The following is a 22,129-nucleotide window of genomic DNA, read 5'->3' on the forward strand; positions in this document are numbered from 1 at the left end:
GCATCGTCGGCTCCTTGTTCAGGGGTTGATCACGAAATTGCTGAAGCCGCCGTTGCGCTGGGCAATGCCCGAGATCGCTTCGTTGACCTGGTCCAGCGGGCTGCACACATGCTCGAACACCGACAGGTCCAGCGTGCCCGCCGCCGCCATGTCGGCCATGTCCTGGCCTTCCGCGGCGGTGAACCAGGCCGAGCCTTCGATGCTTTGCTGATCGTCCATCATCGTGTGCAGATCCATGCCGACCAGGCCCATGATGGCACCGATGTTGACCGCGCGGCCGCCACGGGCCAGCGCGCGCACACCCTGCTGCAGCGTCTCGTGCTGCGCACCGGGACCCAGTGCGTCGATGAACACGTCCACGCCCAGGCCGCCGGTCTGCTGTTTGGCCCAGGCGTCCAGCGGCTCCTGGTCGGTGATCGAGAACACCTCGATGCGGTCCGGCGCCAGCGCCTTCACACGTTCCAGCAGTTTCTTGTCGCGGCCGGTGCCGAGGATCTTGGTGACGCCCATCGCCAGGCCGAACAGCGCACCGCCGATGCCCAGCGTGCCGCTGATGCCGTTGACCAGCATCGATTTGCCGGGGCCGAGGCCGGTCTTGCGCATGGCCGAGTACATCGTGCCCAGGTAGCCGAAGCGCGCCGCCTGGTTGAAGCTCACCGTGTCCGGCAACTTCACCAGCGCGTACTGCGGCGCGATCATGTATTCGGACAGGCCGCCGCCGGGGTAGTTCTTGTACAGCTTCAGCGAGTTCTGCGAGAAGCCGAAGTAGCCGCTGAACGCATAGTGCGTGCAGTTGATCAGGTCGCCCTTGCGGCAGGCGCGGCAGCCGCCGCAGTACAGGCCCGGGTTGACATAGACCCGGTCGCCCGGCGCCCAGGCATGCACGTGGGAGCCGACCCGCACCACCTCGCCCGCCGGGTCGAGGCCGAACACCGCCGGCAGCGGCGGCAGCGGCAATTCAGGAAACCAGGTGGTCCAGTTGGCCAGGATGTTGCCCAGGTTCGGCACGATGCCGCAGGACCGCACCCTCACCAGCACGTCGTTTTGCCCAGGCTCCGGGATCGGCACCTGCTCGATCTTCATCGCCTCACCGACCCGGTGCAGCCGGGCTGCTTTCATCATCGTCATCGCGGTCTCCTTGAGATGCACAGAACAGATTTTGTGCATACTTTAGGAGGGATCGCGACCTGCACCATCAGGTCAAACCCGGGGAGCCGTCATCGCTCGGCCCGCATCGGTATCGCCGCGAATCCGCGGTTGATGTTGTTCAGCGCACGCTGCGGCTCGCCGGCCAACGTCAGCCGGCCGATGCGCCGTGCCAGTGCGCTGAACACCGCATGGCCTTCCAGCCGCGCCAGGCTCTGGCCGGCGCAGCCGTGGATGCCCAGGCCGAAGCCCAGGTGGTCCAGCGGCCGGCGCTCGATGTGAAAGCGCTCGGGCTCGGCAAAGTGGCGCTCGTCGCGGTTGGCCGCGCCGTAGCTGACAATGGCGCGCGCGCCGGCCGGGATCAGCACGCCCTCGCCCAGGTCGACATCGCGGGTGGCCACGCGCGAGAAGTTCTGGATCGGCGATTCGATGCGCACGATCTCGTTGAAGGCCGCCGGCATCAGCTGCGGCGCCTCGCGCAGGCGCTGCCACTGCTGCGGGTGCTGCGCAAAGAGCAGCAGGCCGTGGCTGATGGCGCTGATCGTCGTGTCGAAGGCCGCCACCACATAGCCGGCCAGCAGGCCGATCGCGGCCTCGCGCGGGATCTCGCCGCGCCGCGCCGCATCGGCCACGGTCGAGCCGAAACCGCCGGACACCAGCCGGTCGCGGTCGAAGGTCTCGCCGATCAGCGCCATCATCGCCTGCAGGCGCGGCAGCGAGGCGTGCATGCGGGCGTTGGCCGGCCCGCAGGCGTCGAAGCTGCCCGCGGCCATCTCGAGCAGGCCGCCGCGCACGTCTTCGGGCCAGCCGATCAGGTCCATGATCACGCCCACCGGCAGGTCCTGCGCCACGTCCTTCACCGCATCGAACTCGCCCATCGCGGCGATGCGCTCGGCCAGCGCCTCGGCGCGCTGCTGGATCGTGGCCTCGATGTCCTTGAGCTGCCGCGGGCCGAGCCGGTCGGTGAAGAGCTTGCGCATCTCGGTGTGGGCCGGCGGATCGACGCAGATCAGCGCGTTGCGCCAGGCCTCGTTGATCACCGGGTTGAGGCCGATGCCCTGGGCCGACGACCAGGTCTGCCAGTCGCCGAGCGCGGCGCGCACGGGGTCGTAGCGGCCGAGGAACCAGACCTCGTGGCGGCGCAGCCAGACGGCGGGTGCCTGGTCGCGCAGCTGACGGTACAGCGGGTAGGGGTCGTTCAGCGCGTCATCGCTGAAGAGGTCGATGTCGCTCGAATGGCGCACTGGCATGTCCATGGGGGTCTCCTGGTGCCCTGCGGCCGCGCCGCAGAAGTCGCCGCACTGTAGGAGTCAGCATGCGCGGCTGTCTTGGACGGCCGCGCAAGGCTTGGACAGGCGCGCAGCGCGCCTCGCCGCGGCCCTCAGCCCTCAGCCCTCAGCCCTTCAGTTCGGGCGGCGCCACTCGCGCGCCGTGCAGCCGTAGCGGCGGCGAAAGGCGCGGCAGAAGTACGACAGGTCGCCGAAGCCGGCCTCCAGCGCCAGATCGGCAATGCGCTGCGCCGGCCGCTCACGCAAGACGCTAGCAGCATGCTGCAGGCGCTGCGCCAGGATGTAGGCCGAGGCAGTGGTGCCCTGGCGCTCGAACAGCAGTTGCACGGCGCGCAGGCTCAGGCCCAGCTCGGCGGCGATGAGGCGGCCGTCCAGCTCGGGCGAAGCCAGTTCACGCTGCACGAGGGCCGCGATGTGCATCAGCTGGCCGGCCTGCCGGCCCGGCAAGGCGGCCTCGCTCGCGCCGGGCGTTGCCACCGGGCGGGCCAGCAGCAGCAGGTCGCACAGCGCCGCGCGCAGAGCTTGCGCGTCCAGGCCGCGGGCGGCCGCATCGTCCAGCTGCGCCAGCCGGCGCAGCAGCGCACCCACCAGCGCCGATTCGTCCCGCCCATGGCGCAGCACCAGCCGGCGCTGCAAGGCCGGCGGGCCTTCGAGCAGCGGCAACGCGGCGATCGTCATGCGATTGGGCTGGTCGAAGGCGATCTCGTAGGGCCGGTCGGCACGCAGCAGGCTCAGCTCACCCGCGTCCAGGGCCGCGCGGCGGCCGTCCTGCTGCAGCGCGCAGCGCCCGAACTCGTTGTACAGCAGGTACCAGCCCGGCCGGCCGCCACGCCCACCGCGCACCTGCGCCGCCGGCGAGTCCACCTGCACCAGGCGCACGCCGGGCCAGTCGCGTGCCGCGAGATCGGCCTCGAAGCGCGCCTCGGCGGAGGCCACCGCGATGTCGCCGAAGGCGCGTTCGGCGAAGCGGTTCCAGGTTCTCAGGTCGGTGCAGTGAACAGGTGTCATGGCGTGGTGCAAACCTCGATGCCCTCTTGGCAGCGGCCGCCACGAGGAAGCCGTGGAGCGAGAGTATGGTTCAAGGCTGCACGCCTACCTCTTGGCCGCGGCCCGACTGCATCCTGGGGATTCCCCTGGGCCCCAGATCCCTGTTTACTCCCGCTGTGGCCGCGTCATCGGGCTGTCGGCAGCCCGCGCCGAAGCACCGGCCACGGAAGGACCGCCATGAGGATGCTTCGCGTTGCATCGTGCATCACAGCGGCACTGGCCGCGTCAGGGGCAGCCGCAGTCGGCGCGTTCGCAGCAGCAGTGACGGACGACGCATTGCGGCATGTCGCTGCGGCCGTGTTCGGCCAGGTGAAGGCCAGCAGCGAGGCGGCGTCGCCCCAGGCCGAACTCGGCCGGGCGCTGTTCTGGGACACGCGGCTGTCGTCGGACGGCAAGACCGCCTGCGCCAGCTGCCACTTCGCCCGCGATTGGGGCGCGGACCGCCGCCGCTTCTCGCCGGATGCGCGCGGCGCGCTCACCTCGCGGCATTCGCCCACCGTTTTCAATGCGATGAACCAGCCGCTGCTGCGCTGGCTTGGCGATCGCAAGAGCGGCGCCGACCAGGCCGAAAGCTCGCTGACCGGCTCGATGGGTTTCGGCTCGAAGGAGCTCGGCCTCGCCAAGCTGGCCGAGCTCGAGTACCCGTCGAGATTCCGAGCCGCCTTTCCGGACGACGCCGAAGCGCTGAGCGCCGCGAACTACGCCCGCGCGCTGGCCAGCTACCAGGCGACGCTGACCACCCCGGCCCCCTTCGACCGCTTCCTCGCCGGCGATGATGCGGCCCTCAGCGATCGCCAGAAGGCCGGCTTGAAGACCTTCGTGGCGGTGGGTTGCGCCGGCTGCCACAACGGCGCGAACTTCGGTGGAACCACGATGAAGAAGTTCGGGCTCTTGAAGGACTATTGGCTCGAGACCGGCTCCGACAAGCCCGATCCCGGCCGCTTCGCCGTCACGAAGAAAGAGGAGGACCGCTTCGTGTTCCGCGTGCCGATGCTGCGCAACGTGGCCAAGACGGCGCCCTACTTCCACGACGGGTCGGTCGACAGCCTTGAGCGCGCAATCCGGGTGATGGCGAGCGTGCAGCTCGGCCACACGCTCGACGACTCCGAAGCCGCGAGCATCGCCGCCTTCCTCGAGTCGCTCACCGGCAGCGTGCCGGCCAACTACGCGCCGCCGGGGCAGCAGCCGGGGCAGCCGCCGGATATCTGAGAGCCCGGTGACACCCTAGATCATGCGCGACCGCCCCTGCCAATGCGGCGCGCGCAGCGCCGTCTTCAGCACCTTGTCGCTGGCGTTGCGCGGCAGCGCGGCGTGGAACTCGAAGCGCCGCGGCCGCTTGTAGCGCGCCAGATGCTGCACGCACCAGGCCTGCAGCGCTTCGGCCGTGGCCTGCTGCCCGGCGCGCAGCACCACCGCGGCGCAGGGTGATTCACCGTAGGCCTCGTCGGGCACGCCGAACACCGCCACCTCGGCCACCGCCGGGTGCGCGGCAATGGCGGCTTCGATCTCCTTCGGGTAGAGGTTCTCGCCGCCGCTGATGATCACATCCTTCAGCCGGTCGACGATGGTGAACACGCCGTCGGCCTCGACGCGGGCCAGGTCGCCCGAGCGGATCCAGCCGTCGACGATGGCCTCGCGCGTGGCCGCGTCGTTTCGCCAATAGCCCAGCATGCCGATGTGGCGCTGCTCGGCGATGATTTCGCCGACCGCGCCCGGCGCCACGTCGGCACCCGATTCGTCGACGATGCGCAGCCGGCTCAGCAGCGCCTCGCGGCCGGTGCACTGGCTCCAGCGCTGGTGGTCCTCGGGCCGCAGCACCGCCACCATGCCGCACTCGGTGGAACCGTAGAGCTGCGTGAAGGCGACCTGGGCGAAGACTTCGCGGGCCTTGGCCAGCGCCACCGGCGTGATCGGTGCCGAGCCGTAGAACACCTTGTTCAGGCAGGCCAGGTCGAAGCTGCCGACCTGCGGGTCGAAGGCCATCGCCGCCACCATCGTCGGCACCAGCACGGCCAGGCTGATGCGCTGCCGCTCGATCAGGCGAAAGATGGCGTCGACCTCGAAGCGCCCGCGGTGCAGCACCGCTGTGCCGCCCAGGTACAGCGCCTGGTTCAGCGCCAGGTTCATGCCGGCCAGGTGGAACATCGGCGCGGCCACCAGCACCACGGCGTCGTGCGTCAGCCGGGCTTCGATGGCCGTGGCCGCGAACATGCGAAAGATGACGGCATGGGACATCAGCACGCCCTTCGCCCGGCCGGTGGTGCCGCTGGTGAACAGCAGCGTGGCGGCGGACTCGGGGTCCACCACGCAGTCCACCGGGTCGGCAGGCTGGTTCGCCAGCCGTGCGGCCAGGCCGGCGCCAGAGTCGTCGCACAGCGTCCAGCGTGTCGGCGGCCGCGCCAAGCCTTCCAGCGCCTCGTGCAGCAGCGCATCGAAGGCCGGCTCGGCGATCAGCACCGCCGGCTCGGCATCTTCCAGCACCTGCCGCGCCTCCGCCGCGGCGAGGCGAAAGTTCAGCGGCACGACGATGGCGCCGCATTTGGCAATGCCGTGCAGCGCCACCGCGTAGTCGATGCTGTTCATGCCGAGCAGCGCCACGCGGTCGTCGGACGCCACGCCTTCGGCGATCAGCGCATGCGCGAGCCGGTTGGACTGCTGGTCCAGCTCGGCATAACTCATGATCTGCTCGCCCATGACCAGCGCGGCCTTGTCCGGGCAGCGGCGCGCATGGGCACGTGAAATGTCTCCGATCACCAGCACGCGTTCATCCTTGGTTCATGGGGTGTTGGGCACTGCTCACGTCGCGAACCTCGGCGCCGGTGGCCGGGTGGCGGTAGTGAAACGGCGGGAAGCGCCGGCCCAGCGCTTCGCACACCGGTGCCGATGCGGCTTGCGGCGGCAGTGCCGCGCTGGCCGGTCCGCTGTCGAAGGCCACGCTGTCGTAGCCGGGCAAACGCACATAGAAGGTCGGCACCCACCACAGCCGTGCGATGCGCCACTGCCCGCCCTGCTTCACATAGGTGTTTTCGTAGACGCCTTCGGCCAGCAGCAGCGTGCTGCCGCCCTGCGGCGGGCTGCCCTGGATCAGCGCGCGGAAGCGGCCTTGCGCGTGCAGGCCATCGGGGTCCACGCTGATCACGCCCTGCAGCTGCATGTGGTTGATGAACTCGTTGCGGTTCAGGCCGGCGCGGCCCTGGCCCAGCACCTCCAGCAGGAAGCTGCGGATGGCTTCGCGGCCTTCGTAGCGGCCACGCTGGCCGATCTCGATGCTTGCCCCCTGGTCGACAAACAGCGCGGCCATCTCGTCCCACAGGCGCAGATCGATGTAGTAGCCATAGGTGTATTGCAGGCGCCGGATCGCCTCGATGTCTTCCAGCGTGGCCAGGCGCTGTTCGAGCTGGCCGATGCGCTGCAGCAAGTCTGCCGGCGCGCTCATCACAGCAGCGCGTGGTAGCTGATCTGGTTGCCGTCGGCCTTGCGCTCGCCGACGCCGACGATCACGTGGCGCATCAACCAGTCGTGCCGGCCCGTGCTCACTTCGAAGCTCGGGCAGCTGCGCAGGTAGTAGTCGCTGAAATCCACCTCGGGGCCGCCTTCGAAGATCCAGGCGCGCATGCGCGGCATCACGTCCGGCGTGCGGCCCCACAGGTAGCCGCGGTTGTGCAGCAGGATCAGCGCGCCGTCGTCGGCCTCGATCATGTAGCGCGCGTCGAAGGACAGCACGCCGTCGGGGCGGAACTGCGACCAGTCGGCGCCGCTGTCGGGCCGCACGCGGCCGTTCAGCCGCGGGCCTTCGACCGTGCCGCTGTCGACATACACCGCGCCGCGGCCGAAGCCGGTGGGCATGTCGGGAATCAGTTGCACGCGGGTGAAGTGCAGCCGGATGCTGAACAGGAACTCCAGCCGCGGCGCCAACGGCAGCGACTGGCCGCTGAACACCGGCGCTAGCGATTCGACACTCACAGCGCGGCAGCGGTGTCCACCGCGGCTTCGAGCAGGATGGTCTTCGTCTCGGTGTAGCCCATCACGCCGGCGGTGCCACCTTCGCGCCCGATGCCCGATTGTTTGAAGCCGCCAAAGGGCAGAAAGGGGTCCATCCTGAAGGCGTTGTGCGACAGCGCGCCGGTGCGCACACCGCGCGCCACGCGCCAGGCCGCCTGCGCGTCGGGCGTGAACACGGCGCCGAACAGGCCGTAGGGCGAATCGTTGGCGATGCGCAGTGCATCGGCCTCGTCGTCGTAGGCCAGCATCGCGATCACCGGGCCGAAGATCTCTTCCTGCGCGATGGCCATCTTCGAGTCGACATCGGCAAACAGCGTCGGCTCGATGTAGTGGCCGCCTTCCAACCCGGCCGGCCGCTTGCCGCCGCAGACCAGCGTGGCGCCTTCGGCCTGGCCGCGCGCCACGTAGTCCTGCACCCGATCGAGCTGCCGCTTCATCGCCAGCGGGCCCATCATCACACCGGGCTCCCAGGGGTTGCCGATGCGCAAGCTCTTCAGCGCCGCGGACAAGGCTTCGGCAAACTCGCCCGCCTTGCTGCGCGGCACCACCGCGCGGCTGAGCGTGGAGCAGACCTGGCCGCTGAGCATGGAGATCGTTTGCGCCAGCGTGCCGGCGGCCAGGCCGATGTCGGCGTCCGGCAGCACGATGGCGGCCGACTTGCCGCCCAGCTCCAGCGTGCAGCGCGCCACGCGCTGGCCGCAGACCGAAGCGATGTGCTTGCCGGCCAGCGTCGAGCCGGTGAAGCTGACCTTGTCGACGCCGGCATTGCGCACCAGGTGGTCGGCGGCCTCGCGGTGGGCGGGTACCAGGTTCAGCACGCCGGGCGGCAGGCCGGCGGCCTCGGCCGCTTCGGCGATCAAGTAAGCGTCCAGCGGGGTTTCGGGCGCCGGCTTCATGATCACCGTGCAGCCGGCCAGCAGGGCCGGAACCACCTTGTTGATCATGATCATCAACGGCGCGTTCCACGGCGCGATGGCGGCCACCACGCCGGCCGGCTCGCGCACCACATAGGCCTGGCCCTGGCCATCGAAGGCGCGCTGCGGTTCGACGAAGGGAAAGGTCTCGGCCAGGCCGGCGTAGTAGTCGACCCAGGCCAGCGCGCCGCCGACCATCATCGGCGCGGCAAAGGCCACCGCGCCGACCTGGTCGACCCAAGCCGAACACAGCTCGGGCTGGCGCTTGGCCAGTTCGGCGCCGAAGCGGCGCAGGGCCGCGCCGCGGGCGGAGGGCGACAAGCGCGGCCAGGGGCCATTGTCGAAGGCGCGGCGCGCGGCGGCGACGGCCAGGTCCATGTCGGCCGGGCCGGCCTCGGCGACCACGGCGATGCGCTGACCGTCGTGCGGTGTCACCACCTCGATGCGACCGCCCAGCGTGGGCGGCACCCAGCGGCCATCGATGAACAGGCAGTCGGGATGCTGCAGGCGGATTTCGGTGCGCACGGGCGGAGCAAAAGCGGGAGCGGCAGACATGGCGAACCTTCCAGGAAGCTTGGAGCGATGCAGTCGATTGTTTCGATGCCCGCCCGGGCTTGCCGTCCTCCGGAAGGAGGGCCGGGTAAGCCCGGTCATGCCCAGGGAGGACAGCCAGCGCCGGGGCCGCTGCCTAGCATGCGTGCGTCCCCCGTCGCCGAGCGCCACCGCATGCACCGCCTTCTTCCCTGCCCCCGCCAGAACTCCCGCGCCCAGGCGCCGTGGCGCCGCCTGATCGCGTCGGCCGGCCTTTGCCTGACCGGCCTGCTGCCACTGCCGGTCACGGCCGCGGAGGCCGACCCCGGGCAGGCCCACTACTCGCCGCTGCGGCAGATCCATGCCGGCAACGTGCAACGCCTGGGCCTGGCCTGGGAGTTCAAGACCGGCACGCACCGCGTGCTCGAGGCCACGCCGGTGCAGGTCGGCAAGCTGCTGATCACCAGCGGCCCGCTGGGCAAGGTGTGGGCGCTGGACGCCACCACCGGCAAGCAGCGCTGGGCTTTCGATCCGGTGGTCGACATGCAGGTCAACCGCAGCGCCTGCTGCGACTGGGCCAACCGCGGCGTCGCGGTGAAAGACGGCCTGGTTCACGTGGCCGCACTCGACGGCATGCTCTACGCGCTGGACGCCACCACCGGCCGCGTACGATGGAAGGTAGACACCATCGTCGACCGCACGCGCGGCTACACCTCGACCGGCGCACCGGCGATCGCCGGCGACCTGGTGATCATCGGCAATGCCGGCGCCGAGTACGACACACGCGGCTACGTCACCGCCTACGACCGCAGCAGCGGCCGCCAGGCCTGGCGTTTCTGGACCATTCCGCGCGACCCGAAACTGGGGCCGCAGGAAGCCCCCTACCTCGATGCCGCGCTGAAGACCTGGAGCAAGGACACCCGCTGGGACGTGGGCGGCGGCGGCACGGCTTGGGACGCCATCGTCTTTGACCCGCTAACGAACAATGTGATCGTTGGCACCGGCAACGGCGGCCCCTACCAGCTGCAGGACCGCTCACCCGGCGGCGGCGACAACCTGTACCTGGCCAGCATCGTGGCGCTGGACGCCAAGACCGGCCTGCCGCGCTGGCACTACCAGGAAACGCCGGGCGACAGCTGGGACTACACGGCCACCCAGCCGATGGTGCTGACCGAGCTGGACATCGACGGCCAGCGCCGCCCGGTGCTGCTGCATGCACCGAAGAACGGCTTCCTCTACGTGCTGGACCGCCGCGACGGCAAGCTGCTGCGCGCGCACAAGCTGGTGCGCACCAACTGGGCCAAGCGCATCGACCTGGCCACCGGCCGGCCCGAGCCCGACCCGGCCGGCGACTACACCGCCGGCCCGAAGATCGTCTTCCCCGCCGTCTCCGGCGCGCACAACTGGCACCCCATGGCCTGGCACCCGGGTCAGGGCCTGCTGTACGTGCCGGTGCAGGAGATGGGCAATCTCATCTTTCGCCTGACCGACGGCAAGGCGCCGCGCCAGGCCCGGCGGCTGAATGCCGGCGCGGCGATGATCTTCACGCCCGACCTGCCCGCCGTGCTGCCGCAGCTGCCGCCGCCGCTGCAGGAGGCCGTGAAGGCCTTGCCCGAATGGGCCGATCCGGAAAGCCTGAAGGGCCGCGCCTTCCTGCGCGCCATCGACCCGCTGAGCGGCCGCGTGGCCTGGCAGGCCGAAGGCAGCAGCGCGCACGACCGTGCCGGCGTGCTGGCCACGGCCGGCGAGCTGGTGTTCCAGGGCACCGATGCCGGGGACTTCAAGGTTTATCACGCCAAGACCGGAGCGTTGCTGAAATCGATCAACATCGGCACCAGCATCGTCGCTGCGCCGATGAGCTATCGGCTAGGCGGCCAGCAGTACGTGGCCGTGGCCGCCGGCGGCGGTGGCGGCGGCTGGGGCTACCCGCGGCGCACCAGCGCGCAGTACCAGCATGGCAATGCCGGCCGCATCCTGGTCTTCAAGCTCGACGGCGGGCCGGTGGCCAAGCCGGCACCGCGCGAGTTCACGCCGATTCCGGCACCGCCGGCACAACAAGCCGGCGTCACGCCCGCCACCATCGGCCAGGGCGCGGGCCTGTTCATGGCGAACTGCGCCATCTGCCATGCCAACCAGACAGGCTCCAACGTCGCCGACCTGCGCCGCATGCAGCCGGCCACGCACGGGCTGTTCCGCCAGATCGTGCGCGACGGCATCTACCTGCCCATGGGCATGCCGCGCTGGAACGATGTGTTCAGCGAAAACGAACTCGATGCACTGCACGCCTACCTGATCGCACTGCAGGGCCAGGCGCATGCGGAGCAGCAGCAGGCGCTGAAGGAAGGGCGCGACCCGAACGCGATCGGGGCGACATCGCTGCGGGCGCATTGAACGGACCGAAGCGCTGCAGGGGGCGGGCTGGGCGCAGCCCGGACCAGATGGTCAGCGCTGTAGGAACTCAGCCTCGAACTGCGCGGCCGGCATGGGCCGGCCGAAGCGGTAGCCCTGGCCGGTGGGGCAGCCCTGTTGTTGCAGAAAGCGCGCCTGGTCCTCCGTTTCGACGCCCTCGGCCACCAGGTCCAGACCCAGCGCGCGGGCCATCGCGATGAAGGCCTTGACCACCTCGCTCTGCCGGCTGCTCTGGCCGATGCCTTGCACGAAGCTCTTGTCGATCTTCAGGCAGTCGACCGGGAAGCGCGCCAGGTAGTTCAGCGCCGAATAGCCGGTGCCGAAATCGTCGATCGCCACACGCACGCCCAGGCCGCGCAAGTCGTCCAGCACCTGCTTCACCAGGTTCGAATCCTCGATCAGCGCACTCTCGGTGATCTCGATGGCCAGCCAGGCCGGCGCACAGCCGGTGCGGGCCAGCACCGCGCTCACCGCCGCGGGCAGATCGTCTTGCACGAACTGGTGCGATGAGACATTCACCGCAATGCACAGCGCTTGCGCGCGGCCGCGGTTCCACTGCACCGCCGTCTCGGCCGCGGTCTGCAGCACCCAGCGGCCCATGGGCACGATCATGCCGGTCTCTTCGGCCAGCGGGATGAACAGGTCCGGCGCCAGCAGGCCCAGGCGGGGGTGCTGCCAGCGCAGCAGCGCTTCGGCGCCCACCAGCGCGGCCTCGCCGGCCAGGCTGACCTGGGGCTGGAAGTACAGCGCCAGGCCCTGGCCGTGGCGCGCCTCGCGCAAAGCCTGTTCCAGCAGCAGGCGGCGCTGCACCGCTTCGCCCAGTTCGGCTCGGTAGAACTCGGTGCGCGCGCGGCCGCTGCGCTTGGCGTGGTACATCGCGCTGTCGGCATGCGCGAGCAGCGGGTCCAGCTCGTCGCCATCGTGCGGGTACAGCGCCACGCCGATGCTGGCCGTGACCTGCACCTCGCGCTGCGCCAGCGTCAGCGGCTGCGCCAGGGCCTCCTGCACCTTGGTGGTGACCGTGGCAATGGCGTCCGGGCCCTCGATGTCGGGCGTGACGATCACGAACTCGTCGCCGCCCAGGCGCACCAGCAGGTCGTCGTCGCGCAGACACCCGCGCAGCCGGCGTGCAACCTCGACCAGCAGCGCATCACCGGCGCTGTGGCCCAGCGCGTCGTTGACCGACTTGAACTGGTCCAGGTCCAGCAGCATCACGCCCACGCGGCGGTGGTGCCGCCGGGCACCGGCAAAAATGCCGGGCGCTCGCTCACGCAGGGCCTGGCGGTTGTCCAGCCGCGTCAGCGGGTCGGTGCGGGCCAGCGATTCGATCAGCTCGCGCTGGCGGATGCTGTCGCTGATGTCGCGGCCGACACCGAGCACGCTGCGGACCTGGCCGTCGTCGTCGCGTTCGGGAAACAGGCGCACCTGATGGACCTGTTCACCGCTGGAGTCCGGGCCGGCAAAACGCAGCTCCAGCATGCTCGGTTCGCCGCTGCGGGCCACTGCCAGCACGGCGGCATACACCGCATCGAAGCTGCCGTCGGGGTAGACCTCCGGCGCGGTGAAACCCAGCAACTCGTCGACCGGGCGGCCGAGCACGCGGGCCATCGCCGGGTTGAGGTAGCGCATGCGCGCCTCGCTGTCCCAGCGCAGGATGTTGTCGCCGGCGTTCTCGGCCAGCGTGCGGAATTCACGCTCGCGCAGGCGCAGGTGGTCCTCGATGCGCCGCAAGCTCGTGATGTCGCGGCCCACGGCCAGCGCACCGCAGATCGCCCCTTCGGCATCGTGCTCGGCAGTGATGACCACGCTGTGCACCCGCATCTCGCCACCGGGGTGTGGCGCCAGCAGCTCGACGGTGCCCGAGGCGCCGCTGGCCAGCGTGACCAGCAGCTGTTGCTCGTAAGCCTGCTGGCCGACCATGCCGGGCGGCGCCGATTCGGTGGGCGTGCGGCCCAGCACCTTGCGCGCCTCTACCGCCACGCGCTCTTCGATCTCGCGATTGCAGTAGATCGCGCGCAGGTCCAGGCCGTAGCGGATGATGTTGTCGGGCGAGTTTTCGGCCAGCGTGCGGAACTCGCGCTCTCGCTCGCGCAGGTGGCCCTCGATGCGCCGATGCTCGGTGATGTCGCGGGCCTGGAACAGCAGGCCGCTGATGACCTCGTCGCTGCTGCGCACCGGCATCACGCGCGCCTGGTAGATCCGGGCGGCCCGGGGTTCGCCGGCTTCGCGACACCCGCTGAGGTCGACGCGCTGCACGCCGCCGCCGCACAGCGCGCTGCCGAAGCAGGCCTGCAGCACGGCGCCATCGTTGCCGAAGAGGCCCAGTTCGCCGACCGTGCGGCCGAGCATCTGCGCAGCGCTCAGCCCGCAGGCGCGCTCGAAGGCCGGGTTCACCATCGTCAGTCGCAGCGCCGCATCCACCGCGGCCAGCAGGTCGTCGGTCTGCTCGAGCAGCGCGCGGTAAGGATCGACGTGCACGCCCTGTTGGTCGTGCCCGCTTGCCACCGCCGCTGGAAGGCGGCTCGTCGTCGGATGGGAGTTCATGGACTTGACGTCATTTCGGCCCGCCGCGGGCCGACTTGAACGATGAGCCGCTTGTCACGCCGCGCGCAGTCGGCGGATCCTGTCTGGCCGCTCCTGGCCGCCGCAAGCCTTACGCATCGCCGGCCTGCCGCCAGGCCCGTGGCGTGATGGCAAAGCGCCTTTGGAAGCTGCGGCTGAAGTGTGCGGCATCGCTGAAGCCGAACGAGAAGGCAATGTCGGTGATCGTGCGGGCCGACCAGCGCGGGTCGCGCAAGGCCCGCCGGCAGGCAGCCAGCCGCGACGCCCAGATCCAGCGCTCCAGTGTCGTGCCCTCCGCGCGAAAAAGCTTGTGCAGGTAGCTGACCGACAGGCCGAGCGACAAGGCGATCTGGCCGACCGTGAGCTGCGGATTGCCCAGGTTCGCGGCGACATGGGCCTTGATGCGTTCGATCTGTCTCGCCCCCGCCCGCGGCGCCGCGCCGGCTTCGCCCTGCAGGCTTCGCAGGCCGCCTGTCAGCACGCTCAACACGCCCTCGGCCACGTCGGCCGATTGCGCCGGGGACAGCGGCACACCGGCTTCGCACGCGGCGCGCACCATCTGGTTGAGCATACGCGCGGGCAGGACCTCGGCCGCCACCGCCAGCGCCGTCAGGTCGTCGCCGCCGAGTCGGGACAACAGCGTGGCACGCGGCACCCGCAGCACCGCCTGCTGATAGTCCTGTTCGAGCACCAGCTCGTAGGGCCGCGTGCTGTCGTAGATGGCGAACTGGCCGGGTGAGAGCAGCGCCTCGCGATGGCCCTGGATGACGCGGCATCCGCCTTCGAGCTGGATGCTGACCAGCATGAAATCTTCGGCCGCCCGCGCCACCTGGCGCTGCGAGCGCGTGACGCGCTTTCGGCCGTGGCCGACCGAATCGATGCGCGTCAGCGAGAGGTCCGCGAGCTCGCGGTTGTGCATCGTGGCGACGAAGCCGTCTTCGTCCAGCACGTCGAACGCCGATTCGACGAAGCGGTCGAAGGCGGCTTCGGTCCAGCGCGCCACGCGCTTGTCCGGCGGCACCAGCAAGGTCGAGAACTCCGCGACAAGACTCATGCGAGGCACCCTGGAAAGTAGACGGTGAGGCAATTGCCAAGGCCATTCTCAGGCAAGACGCCTGCCGGCCGGGCGCCTACGCTGGCGTCGGATGGTGGGCAGGCAGCGGGCCCGAGCCCACGGGAGCAGTCATGCGTTCGGATGAGTCACTTCACGATTGGCGGCAGCTCGCGCTGCGTGTGGAACAAGAGGTAGGCCGAGCCGTGATCGGCCAGGCGGCGACGATCCGCCTCATCAACGTGGCCTTGTTCGCGCGCGGCCATGTGCTGCTGGAAGGCGACGTGGGCGTGGGCAAGACGACCGTGCTGCGCGCCATCTCGCGCGCCCTCGGCGGCGCGTTCGAGCGCATCGAGGGCACCATCGACCTGATGCCGGGCGATCTGGTCTATCACACCTATGTGGATGCCGAGGGCAAGCCGCGCATCGATCCCGGGCCGCTGCTTCGCCATGGCAAACGGCTCACGACCTTCTTCTTCAACGAGATCAACCGCGCCCGGCCGCAAGTGCAATCGCTGCTGCTGCGCGCCATGGCCGAGCGCACCGTCTCGGCCTTCAACCGGGAGTACGCCTTCCCGCACATGACGGTGTTCGCCGACCGCAACAAGGTCGAGAAGGAAGAGACCTTCGAACTGGCCTCGGCGGCGCGCGACCGGTTCATGTTCGAGCTCAACATGGCCACGCCCATCGATCCCACGGTTCGCGAGGCGCTGGTCTTCGACACCGCCTACCACGATGCAGATGCGCTGATCGAGCAGGTCACGCCGAACCTGTTGCCCTGGGAGGATCTCAACACCATCGGCGCGGCGATCCAGCGCAGCATTCACGCCAGCCCCGAGATCCGCCGCTATGTGCTGGCGCTGTGGCAGGCCAGCGAAACACCACAGGCTTTCGGCATCAGCCTGCCGGGTGTCGACATGAGCCGGCTGATCCTGGCCGGCGCCAGTCCACGCGGCATGAGTGCCCTGCTCCGGGCCGCCCGCGTCGTCGCCTGGCTGGCCGAACGCGGGCATGTGGTCCCCGATGACCTGCATGCGGTATTGCCGGCAGCACTCGGCCACCGGGTGTTCTTCACGCCGATCTACGAATTGCGCCGCGCCGAGCTTGCCGGGGCGCTGGTGCAGCAGATCCTCGACAAGGTCGCGGCGCCCTGACATGCAAGAGTTCCACTACCGGCTGCGCACGCGCACAGGCGGCCAGCGGCCCGGCGCGCACCCCGGCGCCAGCCTTGGCGCCGGCCTGCAGTTCGCCGCGCACGCCCGCCTGCTCGACCATCCCGATCCGCGGCGGCTGGATCTGCGTGCCAGCCTGCGCGACGGTTCGCAGCACTGGCTGGTGCGGGTGCACCAACAGCGCGTCGCGGTGCCGGTCCATGCCGTCGTCGATGTCTCCGCGTCGATGCACTTCGGCGCGACGCAGCGCAAGCTGGACGTCGCCGCGGACTTCGTCGAGGCGCTCGGCCACAGCGCGTTTCGGGCGGGTGATGCGGTGGGGCTGCTCGCCTTCGACCGGACCGCACGCGACGACCTGCAGTTGCCGGCGCGCCACGCGCGTGGCATGGCCGGCCTGATGTCGGAGAGCTTGCGCACCTGCCGGCCGAGCGACGCAAGCGACAAAGCCGCGGCCAGCAAGGCCGGCGACGGCGCGGCGTGGCTGAAGCATGCGGTCCAGGAGCTGGCCGGCAAGAGCGCGCTGGTGTTCCTGGTGTCGGATTTCCACTGGCCCTTGCAGGCCTTGGGCGAGGTGCTGGACACGCTGGCGCGCGCCCGCGTCGTGCCGCTGGTGATCTGGGACCCGGCCGAGATCGAAGCACCGCGGGTGGGCCGCCTGCTGTCGGCCCGCGATGCCGAGTCCGGCGCAGGGCAAACACTCTGGCTGCGCGAGACACTGCGCACGCAGTGGCGCGCGGCGGTCACGCAGCGGCGCGCAGAGATCAAGGCGCTGTTCGGCGCGCGCGGCATGCTGCCGTTCTGGATCGAAGCTGCCTTCGACGCCGAGGCCTTGTCGCGTCATTTCCTGGACGCGGTGGCATGAGTCGCTGGCGACGCGTCGTCCTCGTTGCCGTGCTCGCAGGCAGCAGCGTCGCGCGCGCCGATGCCGTGGCGCCCACGCTGCAGCAGCCGCGCGCCTTCGGGCACCTGCTCGGCGACGTGCTGACGCAGCGCCTGCCGATCGGTTCGGATGAGCTCGCTGCCGTGCCGCCCGCCGGCCGCATCGGCGCGTGGCTGGATCGCCGTGCGCCGCGCATCGAGACGGATGCAGCAGGCCTGCGCTGGCTACTGGTCGACTACCAAGTCGTCAACGTGCCGCGAACACTGGCCACCGTGCAGCTGCCCGCGCTGACGCTCAAGGCCCGGTCCGGCGCCACCTGGGCGCTGCCCGGCTGGCCGATCAGCATCGGCCCGCTGATCCCGGACGACGAGGCCGCACCCGGCGACCTGCCCCACCTGCGCCCCGACCGCCCACTGGCCGACCGACCCACGGCACCTGCGCGCCAGCGCCTGCACGCAGCACTCGGCGCACTCGCGCTGACGCTGCTGGCCTGGTTGGGCTGGTGGCTCTGGCGCCATCAGCGCGAAGCGGTGCGCCTGCCCTTCGCCCGTGCCTGGCGCGAACTGCGCCGTTTCGACCGCGCCGCGCTGGCGGCAGAGCCCGATGCATGGCGCTGCCTGCACCGGGCCTTGGCCGACACGGCCGGCAGCGCGGCGCAGGCGGCCACGCTGGCCGGATTGCTGGCCCGCGCACCGCAGCTGCGGCCGCTGCAGCCGCAGCTCGAGGACTTCTACCGCTGCTCCAGCGAGCGCTTCTTCGCGGCGGTGCCGAAGCCGGCGACGGTCCCGCTGCGCGACCTCTGCCGCGCGCTGCGCGATGTCGAGAAACGCCAGCACGGAGGGGCCTGATGCCGCTCGACTTTGCGCAACCCGCGGCGCTGCTGCTGTTGCCGCTGGCCGGGCTGCCCTTGCTGCGCCGACGTGACGACAGCTTGCCGTTCCCGCACCTCGGCTGGTTGCCCGTCGACAGCATCGGCCGCGCCCTGGCCATCGCCTGGCGCTCGGCAGCGGTGCTGTCGATAACATGCATCGTGCTCGGCCTGGCCGGCCCGGGTGAGCCCGGGGCGCGGGTGCAGCGCACCGGGCGTGGCGCCGAGGTGCTGATCCTGATGGACCGCAGCAGCAGCATGGACGCGATCATCACGCCCAAGGGCGTGCTGGCCGCCGGCTCGCTGTCGGAGGGCGACTCGAAGAACAGCATCGTTCGCACATTGCTCGCTCGCTTCGTCGCCAAACGCCATGACGACCGCTTTGCGTTGATGACCTTCAGCACCCGGCCCATGCTCATCGTCCCGTTCACCGAGCGCAGCGAGGTCGTGCAGGCCGGCCTGGCTGCCACCGGCATCGGTCGCGGCCTGCCCAACACCGACATGGGCAGCGCACTGCTGGCGGCCATTGCCCAGTTCGACGGACGCGTCTACTCGGGCAGTCGCATCGTGCTGGTGGTCTCCGACGGCGGGGCGCAGCTCGACGAGACCACGCGCCGGCGCATCGAAGCCGGGCTGTCGCGGCACCGCATCGGGCTCTACTGGATCTATGTGCGCAGCAGCGGCAATTCGCCCGACCTGATGTCGGCGGCCGCCGCGGCGGACGACAGCGCCGAAGAGCTGGCGCTGCACCGCTTCTTCGGCACGCTCGCAACGCCCTACCGCCTGTTCCAGGCCGACGACTCGAACGCGCTGGCCGCGGCCATCGCCGAGATCGAGCGCCAGCAGAACCAGCCGCTCAACTTCTTCGAGCGCGTGCCGCGGCGCGACCGCAGCGGCGTCTTCTTCACGCTGGCGCTCGTGGGCTGCGTTGCGCTGGTGGCCTGGCGTATGGTCGAAGTGCGAGGCTGGTCATGAAACGAGCGCTTGTGCATGCCCTGTTCGGCGCGGTGGCGCTGGGCTTCACGGTCCTGGCTGCCATCGAGGCCCTCGATGGGCACCGTGCCGAAACCCTCAACCAGGCCGTGGCGCGCGTGGCGGCGGGGCCGATCGATGGGCACGACGAGCGCACCGGCGACAACGGGCTGCCCGAGCTTCGGTTCGCGCGTGCGCGTGCGCTGGCAGCGGCGGGCCGGCACGACGCCGCCGTCAAGCAGTACAGCGCGCTGATCCAGGCGAGCTCGCCGCCCGGCTTGCGGCAGGCGGCGCTCTACAACCTGGCCAATCTCTACCTCCGGCAGAGCGCGGCCGCCGAGGCCGGCCCCTCGCTCGTGGTGATGGCGCTGGCCAAGCAGCGCTACCGCGATCTGCTTCGCATGGATCCGCTGGACTGGGATGCGCGATACAACCTCGAACGTGCGCTGCGCATGGCCCCTGAGGACGAGGCCACGTTCCCCGCGGTGTCCGCGGAGCCCGCCGAACGACGGCAGGTGCGCATGCGCGGCATGGCGGCAGGCGACCTGCCATGAGTCCCGTGAACTCGCTGGGCAATGCCGCCGGCCTGCTGCGCGCTGCGCTGGATCGCAAGACCTGGCCGGTCACGACGGCGGTGTTGCTGCTGGCCACGGCGCTGGTGATGCCGCGCGCGCTGATGCCCCGCGACAGCTACCGCTACATGGTGAGCTTCGACATCACGCAAAGCATGGACGTCGAGGACGTGCAGGCTAACGGCAAGGTGGTCAGCCGGCTGACACTGGCCCGCGACGCGGCCCGCGAGATGCTGCGTGCCATGCCCTGCGGCTCGGCACTCGGCTGGAGCATCTTTGCCGACTACCGCGTGCTGCCGCTGCTGCTACCGGTGGAGGTGTGCGGCCACTACGAGGAACTGCTGGCATCGCTGGAGCAGATCGATGGCCGCATGCGCTGGGCCAATGCCAGCAACATCGGCAAGGGCGCGACCTGGGCGCTGCGCACGGCCAAGCAGATGGAGACGCACCCGAACGTGGTGTTCCTGACGGACGGCCATGAATCACCACCCTTGCGCGATGCAGAGTTGCCGCCCTTGGCCGGCATCGTGCCCGGCGAAACCGGCGGTTGGCTGATCGGTGTTGGCGGCACCCTGGCCGTGCCGATCCCGAAGACCGATCGCGATGGCAGGCCTGCCGGGTATTGGGGCCCCGACGAGGTGGTGCAAGGTCCGGGACCCGGCCCCTCACAGGAACATCTGTCGCAGCGCCACGACGATCATCTGCAGGCGCTCGCCGCCGGCATGGGACTGGCTTATGCGCGCCTCACCGACCCGGATGCGCTGAAGCGAGCGGTGCTGGACGGGCGGCTGGCGCGGCGCCAGCGGGTCGAGACCGATCTCAGGCCGCTGCCGGCGGGGATGGCGCTGCTGTTGCTGGCTTGGCGCTTCCGGCCGAATCGGGTCACGAACGTTACCGTGCCGGCGCGAACTCCCGGGCCGCGGCCAGCGTCTGCGCCGGCGTCTCGCCGTAGGCTTCGCGGTACTCCTGTGCGAAGCGGCCGAGATGATAGAAGCCCCAGCGCAGCGCGACATCGGTGACGTGCTCGCCCGGGCCGGCGCCCAGCAGGTCCTGGCGGGCCCGGTGCATGCGCAACTCGCGCAGCCAGCGCATGGGGCTCACGCCGCGAAAGCGCTGGAAGCCGAGGAACAGGCTGCGCACGCTGACACCTGTGGCCGCGGCCAGCGCCTCCGGCGTGATGGCCTCCGCGCAGTGCGCTTCGAGGTAGTCCTCGGCCTGGCGCACGCAGCGCGGCGCCACCGGCGAGCCGTGGGCGGCCAGGCGCAGGCTCGCATCGTGCGGCTGCGACGCGAGCAGCGTGGCCATCAGCCGGTAGTGCAGCTGCACGCTCGAGATCGGCGGCAGCTCGGCAGCGGGCGCGCCACGCGCAGGGTCCGCGGACCTGGCCGCCGACTGGCGCTCGGCCACCGCGATCAATGACAGCAGCAGGTCCACCAGCGCCGGCTGGCGGTCGAGCAGCAGTTGCGGCGCAAAGTTCGGCAGCGGCACGGCCGCCTCGCCGCACCAGCAATCGACGAAGCGCTGCAGCGCAGACGCCTCGATGCGCACGATGAGCTGCTGGTTGCCGGCGCGCCAGTGCATGCGCAGGTCCGGCGCCGGTGACAGCAGGCTGGCGCAGGCGGTGTCGGACTCGAAGCACTCGCCGCCGGCATCGATCCGTGCGCTGCCTGCGAGCGGGATCTGCAGCAGGTAGAAGCTCTCCAGCGGGCCGGGCAGGATGTCCACCGTGCGCCCATATTCGAGGCCGCTCAAGCCCAGCAGGCCGGCGCCCAGGTGGTTCATGCGCGCGGCCATCGGCGTCGCGGCCAGCGCCGGTTCCAGGCGGTGCGGCCGGAAGACGCAACCCACCACGTGCTGCGCCTGATCGCGGTCGGACGAAGCCAACAGCGGTTGCCGGTGACGCGCCCGCGCCCACGCGGCGGCCAGCAGCCGCGCCGCTTCGCCCGCACGCTGGGATTCGATGGCGTCCTGCAAGGCCGGGCCTCCTGGTTTGATGCGCGTCAATGTAGCGCCACGCGCCCGTGCGCGCGAGATGAGCGGGCTCAAGCTTGCAAGCGAATCTTGCAGTTTTTGGATAGTCGTTGCAGCCGACGGATCGCGCCGCGCCGCGCGAGCCGCGAGCATGGAGGCCTCTTTCGCACAGGAGCGCGCCATGTCCCCCCTCGCAGGCAAGACCGCCATCGTGACCGGCGGCGCCACGCTGATCGGCGCGGCGGTGGTGAACACGCTGCACGCCCAAGGCGCGCAGGTCGCCATCTTCGACATCGATGGTGCCGGCGCCGCGCGCGTTGCTGCCGCCGACCCCGACCGGCTGTTCGCGCTGCCGCTGGACCTGACCCGCGACGACGCGCTCGCCGATGCGGTAGCCGAGGTCACGCGACGCTTCGGCGGCATCGACATGCTCGTGAACCTGGCCTGCAGCTACCTCGACAACGGCTTCGCATCGCCGCGTGCCGATTGGCTGCAGGCGCTCGATGTCAACGTCGTCAGCGCGGTGATGGCCGCACGGGCGGTGCATGCGTCAATGAAAGCACGCGGTGGCGGCGCGATCGTCAACTTCACCAGCATCTCGTCCAAGGTGGCGCAGACCGGCCGCTGGCTGTACCCGGTGTCCAAGGCGGCCCTGGTGCAGCTGACCCGCAACATGGCGCTGGACCTGGCCGCCGACGGCATCCGCGTCAACTCGGTCTCGCCCGGCTGGACCTGGTGCCGGT

General features: G+C 70.4%; 18 protein-coding genes and 1 pseudogene. 9 read left to right on the forward strand and 10 right to left on the reverse strand.

Going from position 1 to position 22,129, the window contains the following annotated elements; genetic code table 11:
• Positions 1–18: 18 nt before the first annotated feature.
• From VLK61_RS18325 to VLK61_RS18335, 3 genes are all read right to left on the reverse strand, one after another.
• On the reverse strand, positions 19–1,128 hold the full coding sequence (locus VLK61_RS18325; protein ID WP_325423062.1) for an alcohol dehydrogenase catalytic domain-containing protein: 1,110 nt from the start codon (positions 1,126–1,128) through the stop codon (positions 19–21).
• Between the two features lie 89 nt (positions 1,129–1,217).
• Positions 1,218–2,402, reverse strand: coding sequence for a cytochrome P450 (locus VLK61_RS18330; protein WP_325423063.1), 1,185 nt, complete (start codon positions 2,400–2,402; stop codon positions 1,218–1,220).
• 147 nt (positions 2,403–2,549) lie between these two features.
• The gene (locus VLK61_RS18335; RefSeq protein WP_325423064.1) at positions 2,550–3,443 is read right to left on the reverse strand and encodes a helix-turn-helix domain-containing protein; all 894 of its coding nucleotides are present in this window, start codon (positions 3,441–3,443) and stop codon (positions 2,550–2,552) included.
• 216 nt (positions 3,444–3,659) lie between these two features.
• Here VLK61_RS18335 and VLK61_RS18340 point away from each other — a divergent pair, with 216 nt between their 5' ends.
• Entirely contained in the window at positions 3,660–4,691 is a 1,032-nt protein-coding gene (locus VLK61_RS18340) for a cytochrome-c peroxidase (RefSeq protein ID WP_325423065.1), read from the forward strand.
• A gap of 15 nt (positions 4,692–4,706) precedes the next feature.
• Here VLK61_RS18340 and VLK61_RS18345 read toward each other — a convergent pair whose 3' ends face one another.
• The 4 genes from VLK61_RS18345 to VLK61_RS18360 are packed head-to-tail and all read right to left on the reverse strand — an operon-like array spanning position 4,707 to position 8,953.
• Positions 4,707–6,242 carry an AMP-binding protein gene (locus VLK61_RS18345; protein ID WP_325423066.1) on the reverse strand — a complete coding sequence of 512 codons (1,536 nt, stop codon included), beginning with the start codon at positions 6,240–6,242 and terminating at the stop codon, positions 4,707–4,709.
• A 4-nt stretch (positions 6,243–6,246) separates the two neighbouring features.
• The gene (locus VLK61_RS18350) at positions 6,247–6,918 is read right to left on the reverse strand and encodes a nuclear transport factor 2 family protein (RefSeq protein WP_325423067.1); all 672 of its coding nucleotides are present in this window, start codon (positions 6,916–6,918) and stop codon (positions 6,247–6,249) included.
• The gene (locus VLK61_RS18355) at positions 6,918–7,445 is read right to left on the reverse strand and encodes a DUF3237 domain-containing protein (RefSeq protein WP_325423068.1); all 528 of its coding nucleotides are present in this window, start codon (positions 7,443–7,445) and stop codon (positions 6,918–6,920) included. The genes VLK61_RS18350 and VLK61_RS18355 overlap by 1 nt, the downstream gene beginning before the upstream one ends.
• Positions 7,442–8,953, reverse strand: coding sequence for an aldehyde dehydrogenase (locus tag VLK61_RS18360; RefSeq protein ID WP_325423069.1), 1,512 nt, complete (start codon positions 8,951–8,953; stop codon positions 7,442–7,444). The genes VLK61_RS18355 and VLK61_RS18360 overlap by 4 nt, the downstream gene beginning before the upstream one ends.
• A gap of 171 nt (positions 8,954–9,124) precedes the next feature.
• On the opposite strand from VLK61_RS18360, the gene VLK61_RS18365 reads away from it, so the two are divergent.
• Positions 9,125–11,320: a PQQ-dependent dehydrogenase, methanol/ethanol family gene (locus VLK61_RS18365; protein ID WP_325423070.1), complete on the forward strand. Its 2,196-nt coding sequence runs from the start codon at positions 9,125–9,127 to the stop codon at positions 11,318–11,320.
• A 51-nt stretch (positions 11,321–11,371) separates the two neighbouring features.
• On the opposite strand, the gene VLK61_RS18370 is transcribed toward VLK61_RS18365, so the two are convergent.
• Both VLK61_RS18370 and VLK61_RS18375 read right to left on the reverse strand, forming a co-directional pair.
• The gene (locus VLK61_RS18370) at positions 11,372–13,816 is read right to left on the reverse strand and encodes a sensor domain-containing protein (RefSeq protein ID WP_325423071.1); all 2,445 of its coding nucleotides are present in this window, start codon (positions 13,814–13,816) and stop codon (positions 11,372–11,374) included.
• A 175-nt stretch (positions 13,817–13,991) separates the two neighbouring features.
• Positions 13,992–14,954: a helix-turn-helix domain-containing protein gene (locus VLK61_RS18375; RefSeq protein ID WP_325423072.1), complete on the reverse strand. Its 963-nt coding sequence runs from the start codon at positions 14,952–14,954 to the stop codon at positions 13,992–13,994.
• A gap of 131 nt (positions 14,955–15,085) precedes the next feature.
• Between VLK61_RS18375 and VLK61_RS18380 the strand changes: the two genes are divergently transcribed.
• The 6 genes from VLK61_RS18380 to VLK61_RS18405 are packed head-to-tail and all read left to right on the forward strand — an operon-like array spanning position 15,086 to position 20,434.
• Positions 15,086–16,105 (forward strand): AAA family ATPase, encoded by a 1,020-nt coding sequence (locus VLK61_RS18380; RefSeq protein ID WP_325423073.1) that lies wholly within the window; start codon positions 15,086–15,088, stop codon positions 16,103–16,105.
• 1 nt (position 16,106) lies between these two features.
• Positions 16,107–16,985, forward strand: coding sequence for a DUF58 domain-containing protein (locus VLK61_RS18385; protein ID WP_325423074.1), 879 nt, complete (start codon positions 16,107–16,109; stop codon positions 16,983–16,985).
• On the forward strand, positions 16,982–17,851 hold the full coding sequence (locus VLK61_RS18390) for a calcium incorporation protein MxaA (protein ID WP_325423075.1): 870 nt from the start codon (positions 16,982–16,984) through the stop codon (positions 17,849–17,851). The genes VLK61_RS18385 and VLK61_RS18390 overlap by 4 nt, the downstream gene beginning before the upstream one ends.
• The gene (locus VLK61_RS18395; protein WP_325423076.1) at positions 17,851–18,846 is read left to right on the forward strand and encodes a vWA domain-containing protein; all 996 of its coding nucleotides are present in this window, start codon (positions 17,851–17,853) and stop codon (positions 18,844–18,846) included. The genes VLK61_RS18390 and VLK61_RS18395 overlap by 1 nt, the downstream gene beginning before the upstream one ends.
• Positions 18,843–19,397, forward strand: coding sequence for an MxaK protein (locus tag VLK61_RS18400; RefSeq protein ID WP_325423077.1), 555 nt, complete (start codon positions 18,843–18,845; stop codon positions 19,395–19,397). Before VLK61_RS18395 ends, VLK61_RS18400 begins: the two co-directional genes overlap by 4 nt.
• On the forward strand, positions 19,394–20,434 hold the full coding sequence (locus tag VLK61_RS18405; RefSeq protein WP_325423078.1) for an MxaL protein: 1,041 nt from the start codon (positions 19,394–19,396) through the stop codon (positions 20,432–20,434). The genes VLK61_RS18400 and VLK61_RS18405 overlap by 4 nt, the downstream gene beginning before the upstream one ends.
• Here VLK61_RS18405 and VLK61_RS18410 read toward each other — a convergent pair.
• Positions 20,400–21,680, reverse strand: a pseudogene (locus tag VLK61_RS18410) (AraC family transcriptional regulator); the annotation flags it as partial. The gene VLK61_RS18405 and the pseudogene VLK61_RS18410 overlap by 35 nt on opposite strands.
• Between VLK61_RS18410 and VLK61_RS18415 the strand changes: the two are divergent.
• Positions 21,568–22,129 (forward strand): SDR family oxidoreductase (locus VLK61_RS18415; RefSeq protein ID WP_325423079.1); only part of this gene is annotated, 562 nt, incomplete at its 3' end. The pseudogene VLK61_RS18410 and the gene VLK61_RS18415 overlap by 113 nt on opposite strands.

Origin of the sequence: Aquabacterium sp., from assembly GCF_035476535.1 — a bacterium.
Classification (GTDB): domain Bacteria; phylum Pseudomonadota; class Gammaproteobacteria; order Burkholderiales; family Burkholderiaceae_C; genus Pseudaquabacterium.

Coding starts and splice junctions, on each gene's coding strand:
- VLK61_RS18395 (WP_325423076.1), top strand. CDS start 17,851: ATGCCGCTCGACTTTGCGCAACCCGCGGCGCTGCTGCTGTTGCCGCTG.
- VLK61_RS18365 (WP_325423070.1), top strand. CDS start 9,125: ATGCACCGCCTTCTTCCCTGCCCCCGCCAGAACTCCCGCGCCCAGGCG.
- VLK61_RS18330 (WP_325423063.1), bottom strand. CDS start 2,402: ATGGACATGCCAGTGCGCCATTCGAGCGACATCGACCTCTTCAGCGAT.
- VLK61_RS18405 (WP_325423078.1), top strand. CDS start 19,394: ATGAGTCCCGTGAACTCGCTGGGCAATGCCGCCGGCCTGCTGCGCGCT.
- VLK61_RS18400 (WP_325423077.1), top strand. CDS start 18,843: ATGAAACGAGCGCTTGTGCATGCCCTGTTCGGCGCGGTGGCGCTGGGC.
- VLK61_RS18340 (WP_325423065.1), top strand. CDS start 3,660: ATGAGGATGCTTCGCGTTGCATCGTGCATCACAGCGGCACTGGCCGCG.
- VLK61_RS18385 (WP_325423074.1), top strand. CDS start 16,107: ATGCAAGAGTTCCACTACCGGCTGCGCACGCGCACAGGCGGCCAGCGG.
- VLK61_RS18350 (WP_325423067.1), bottom strand. CDS start 6,918: ATGAGCGCGCCGGCAGACTTGCTGCAGCGCATCGGCCAGCTCGAACAG.
- VLK61_RS18390 (WP_325423075.1), top strand. CDS start 16,982: ATGAGTCGCTGGCGACGCGTCGTCCTCGTTGCCGTGCTCGCAGGCAGC.
- VLK61_RS18380 (WP_325423073.1), top strand. CDS start 15,086: ATGCGTTCGGATGAGTCACTTCACGATTGGCGGCAGCTCGCGCTGCGT.
- VLK61_RS18375 (WP_325423072.1), bottom strand. CDS start 14,954: ATGAGTCTTGTCGCGGAGTTCTCGACCTTGCTGGTGCCGCCGGACAAG.
- VLK61_RS18335 (WP_325423064.1), bottom strand. CDS start 3,443: ATGACACCTGTTCACTGCACCGACCTGAGAACCTGGAACCGCTTCGCC.
- VLK61_RS18360 (WP_325423069.1), bottom strand. CDS start 8,953: ATGTCTGCCGCTCCCGCTTTTGCTCCGCCCGTGCGCACCGAAATCCGC.
- VLK61_RS18325 (WP_325423062.1), bottom strand. CDS start 1,128: ATGACGATGATGAAAGCAGCCCGGCTGCACCGGGTCGGTGAGGCGATG.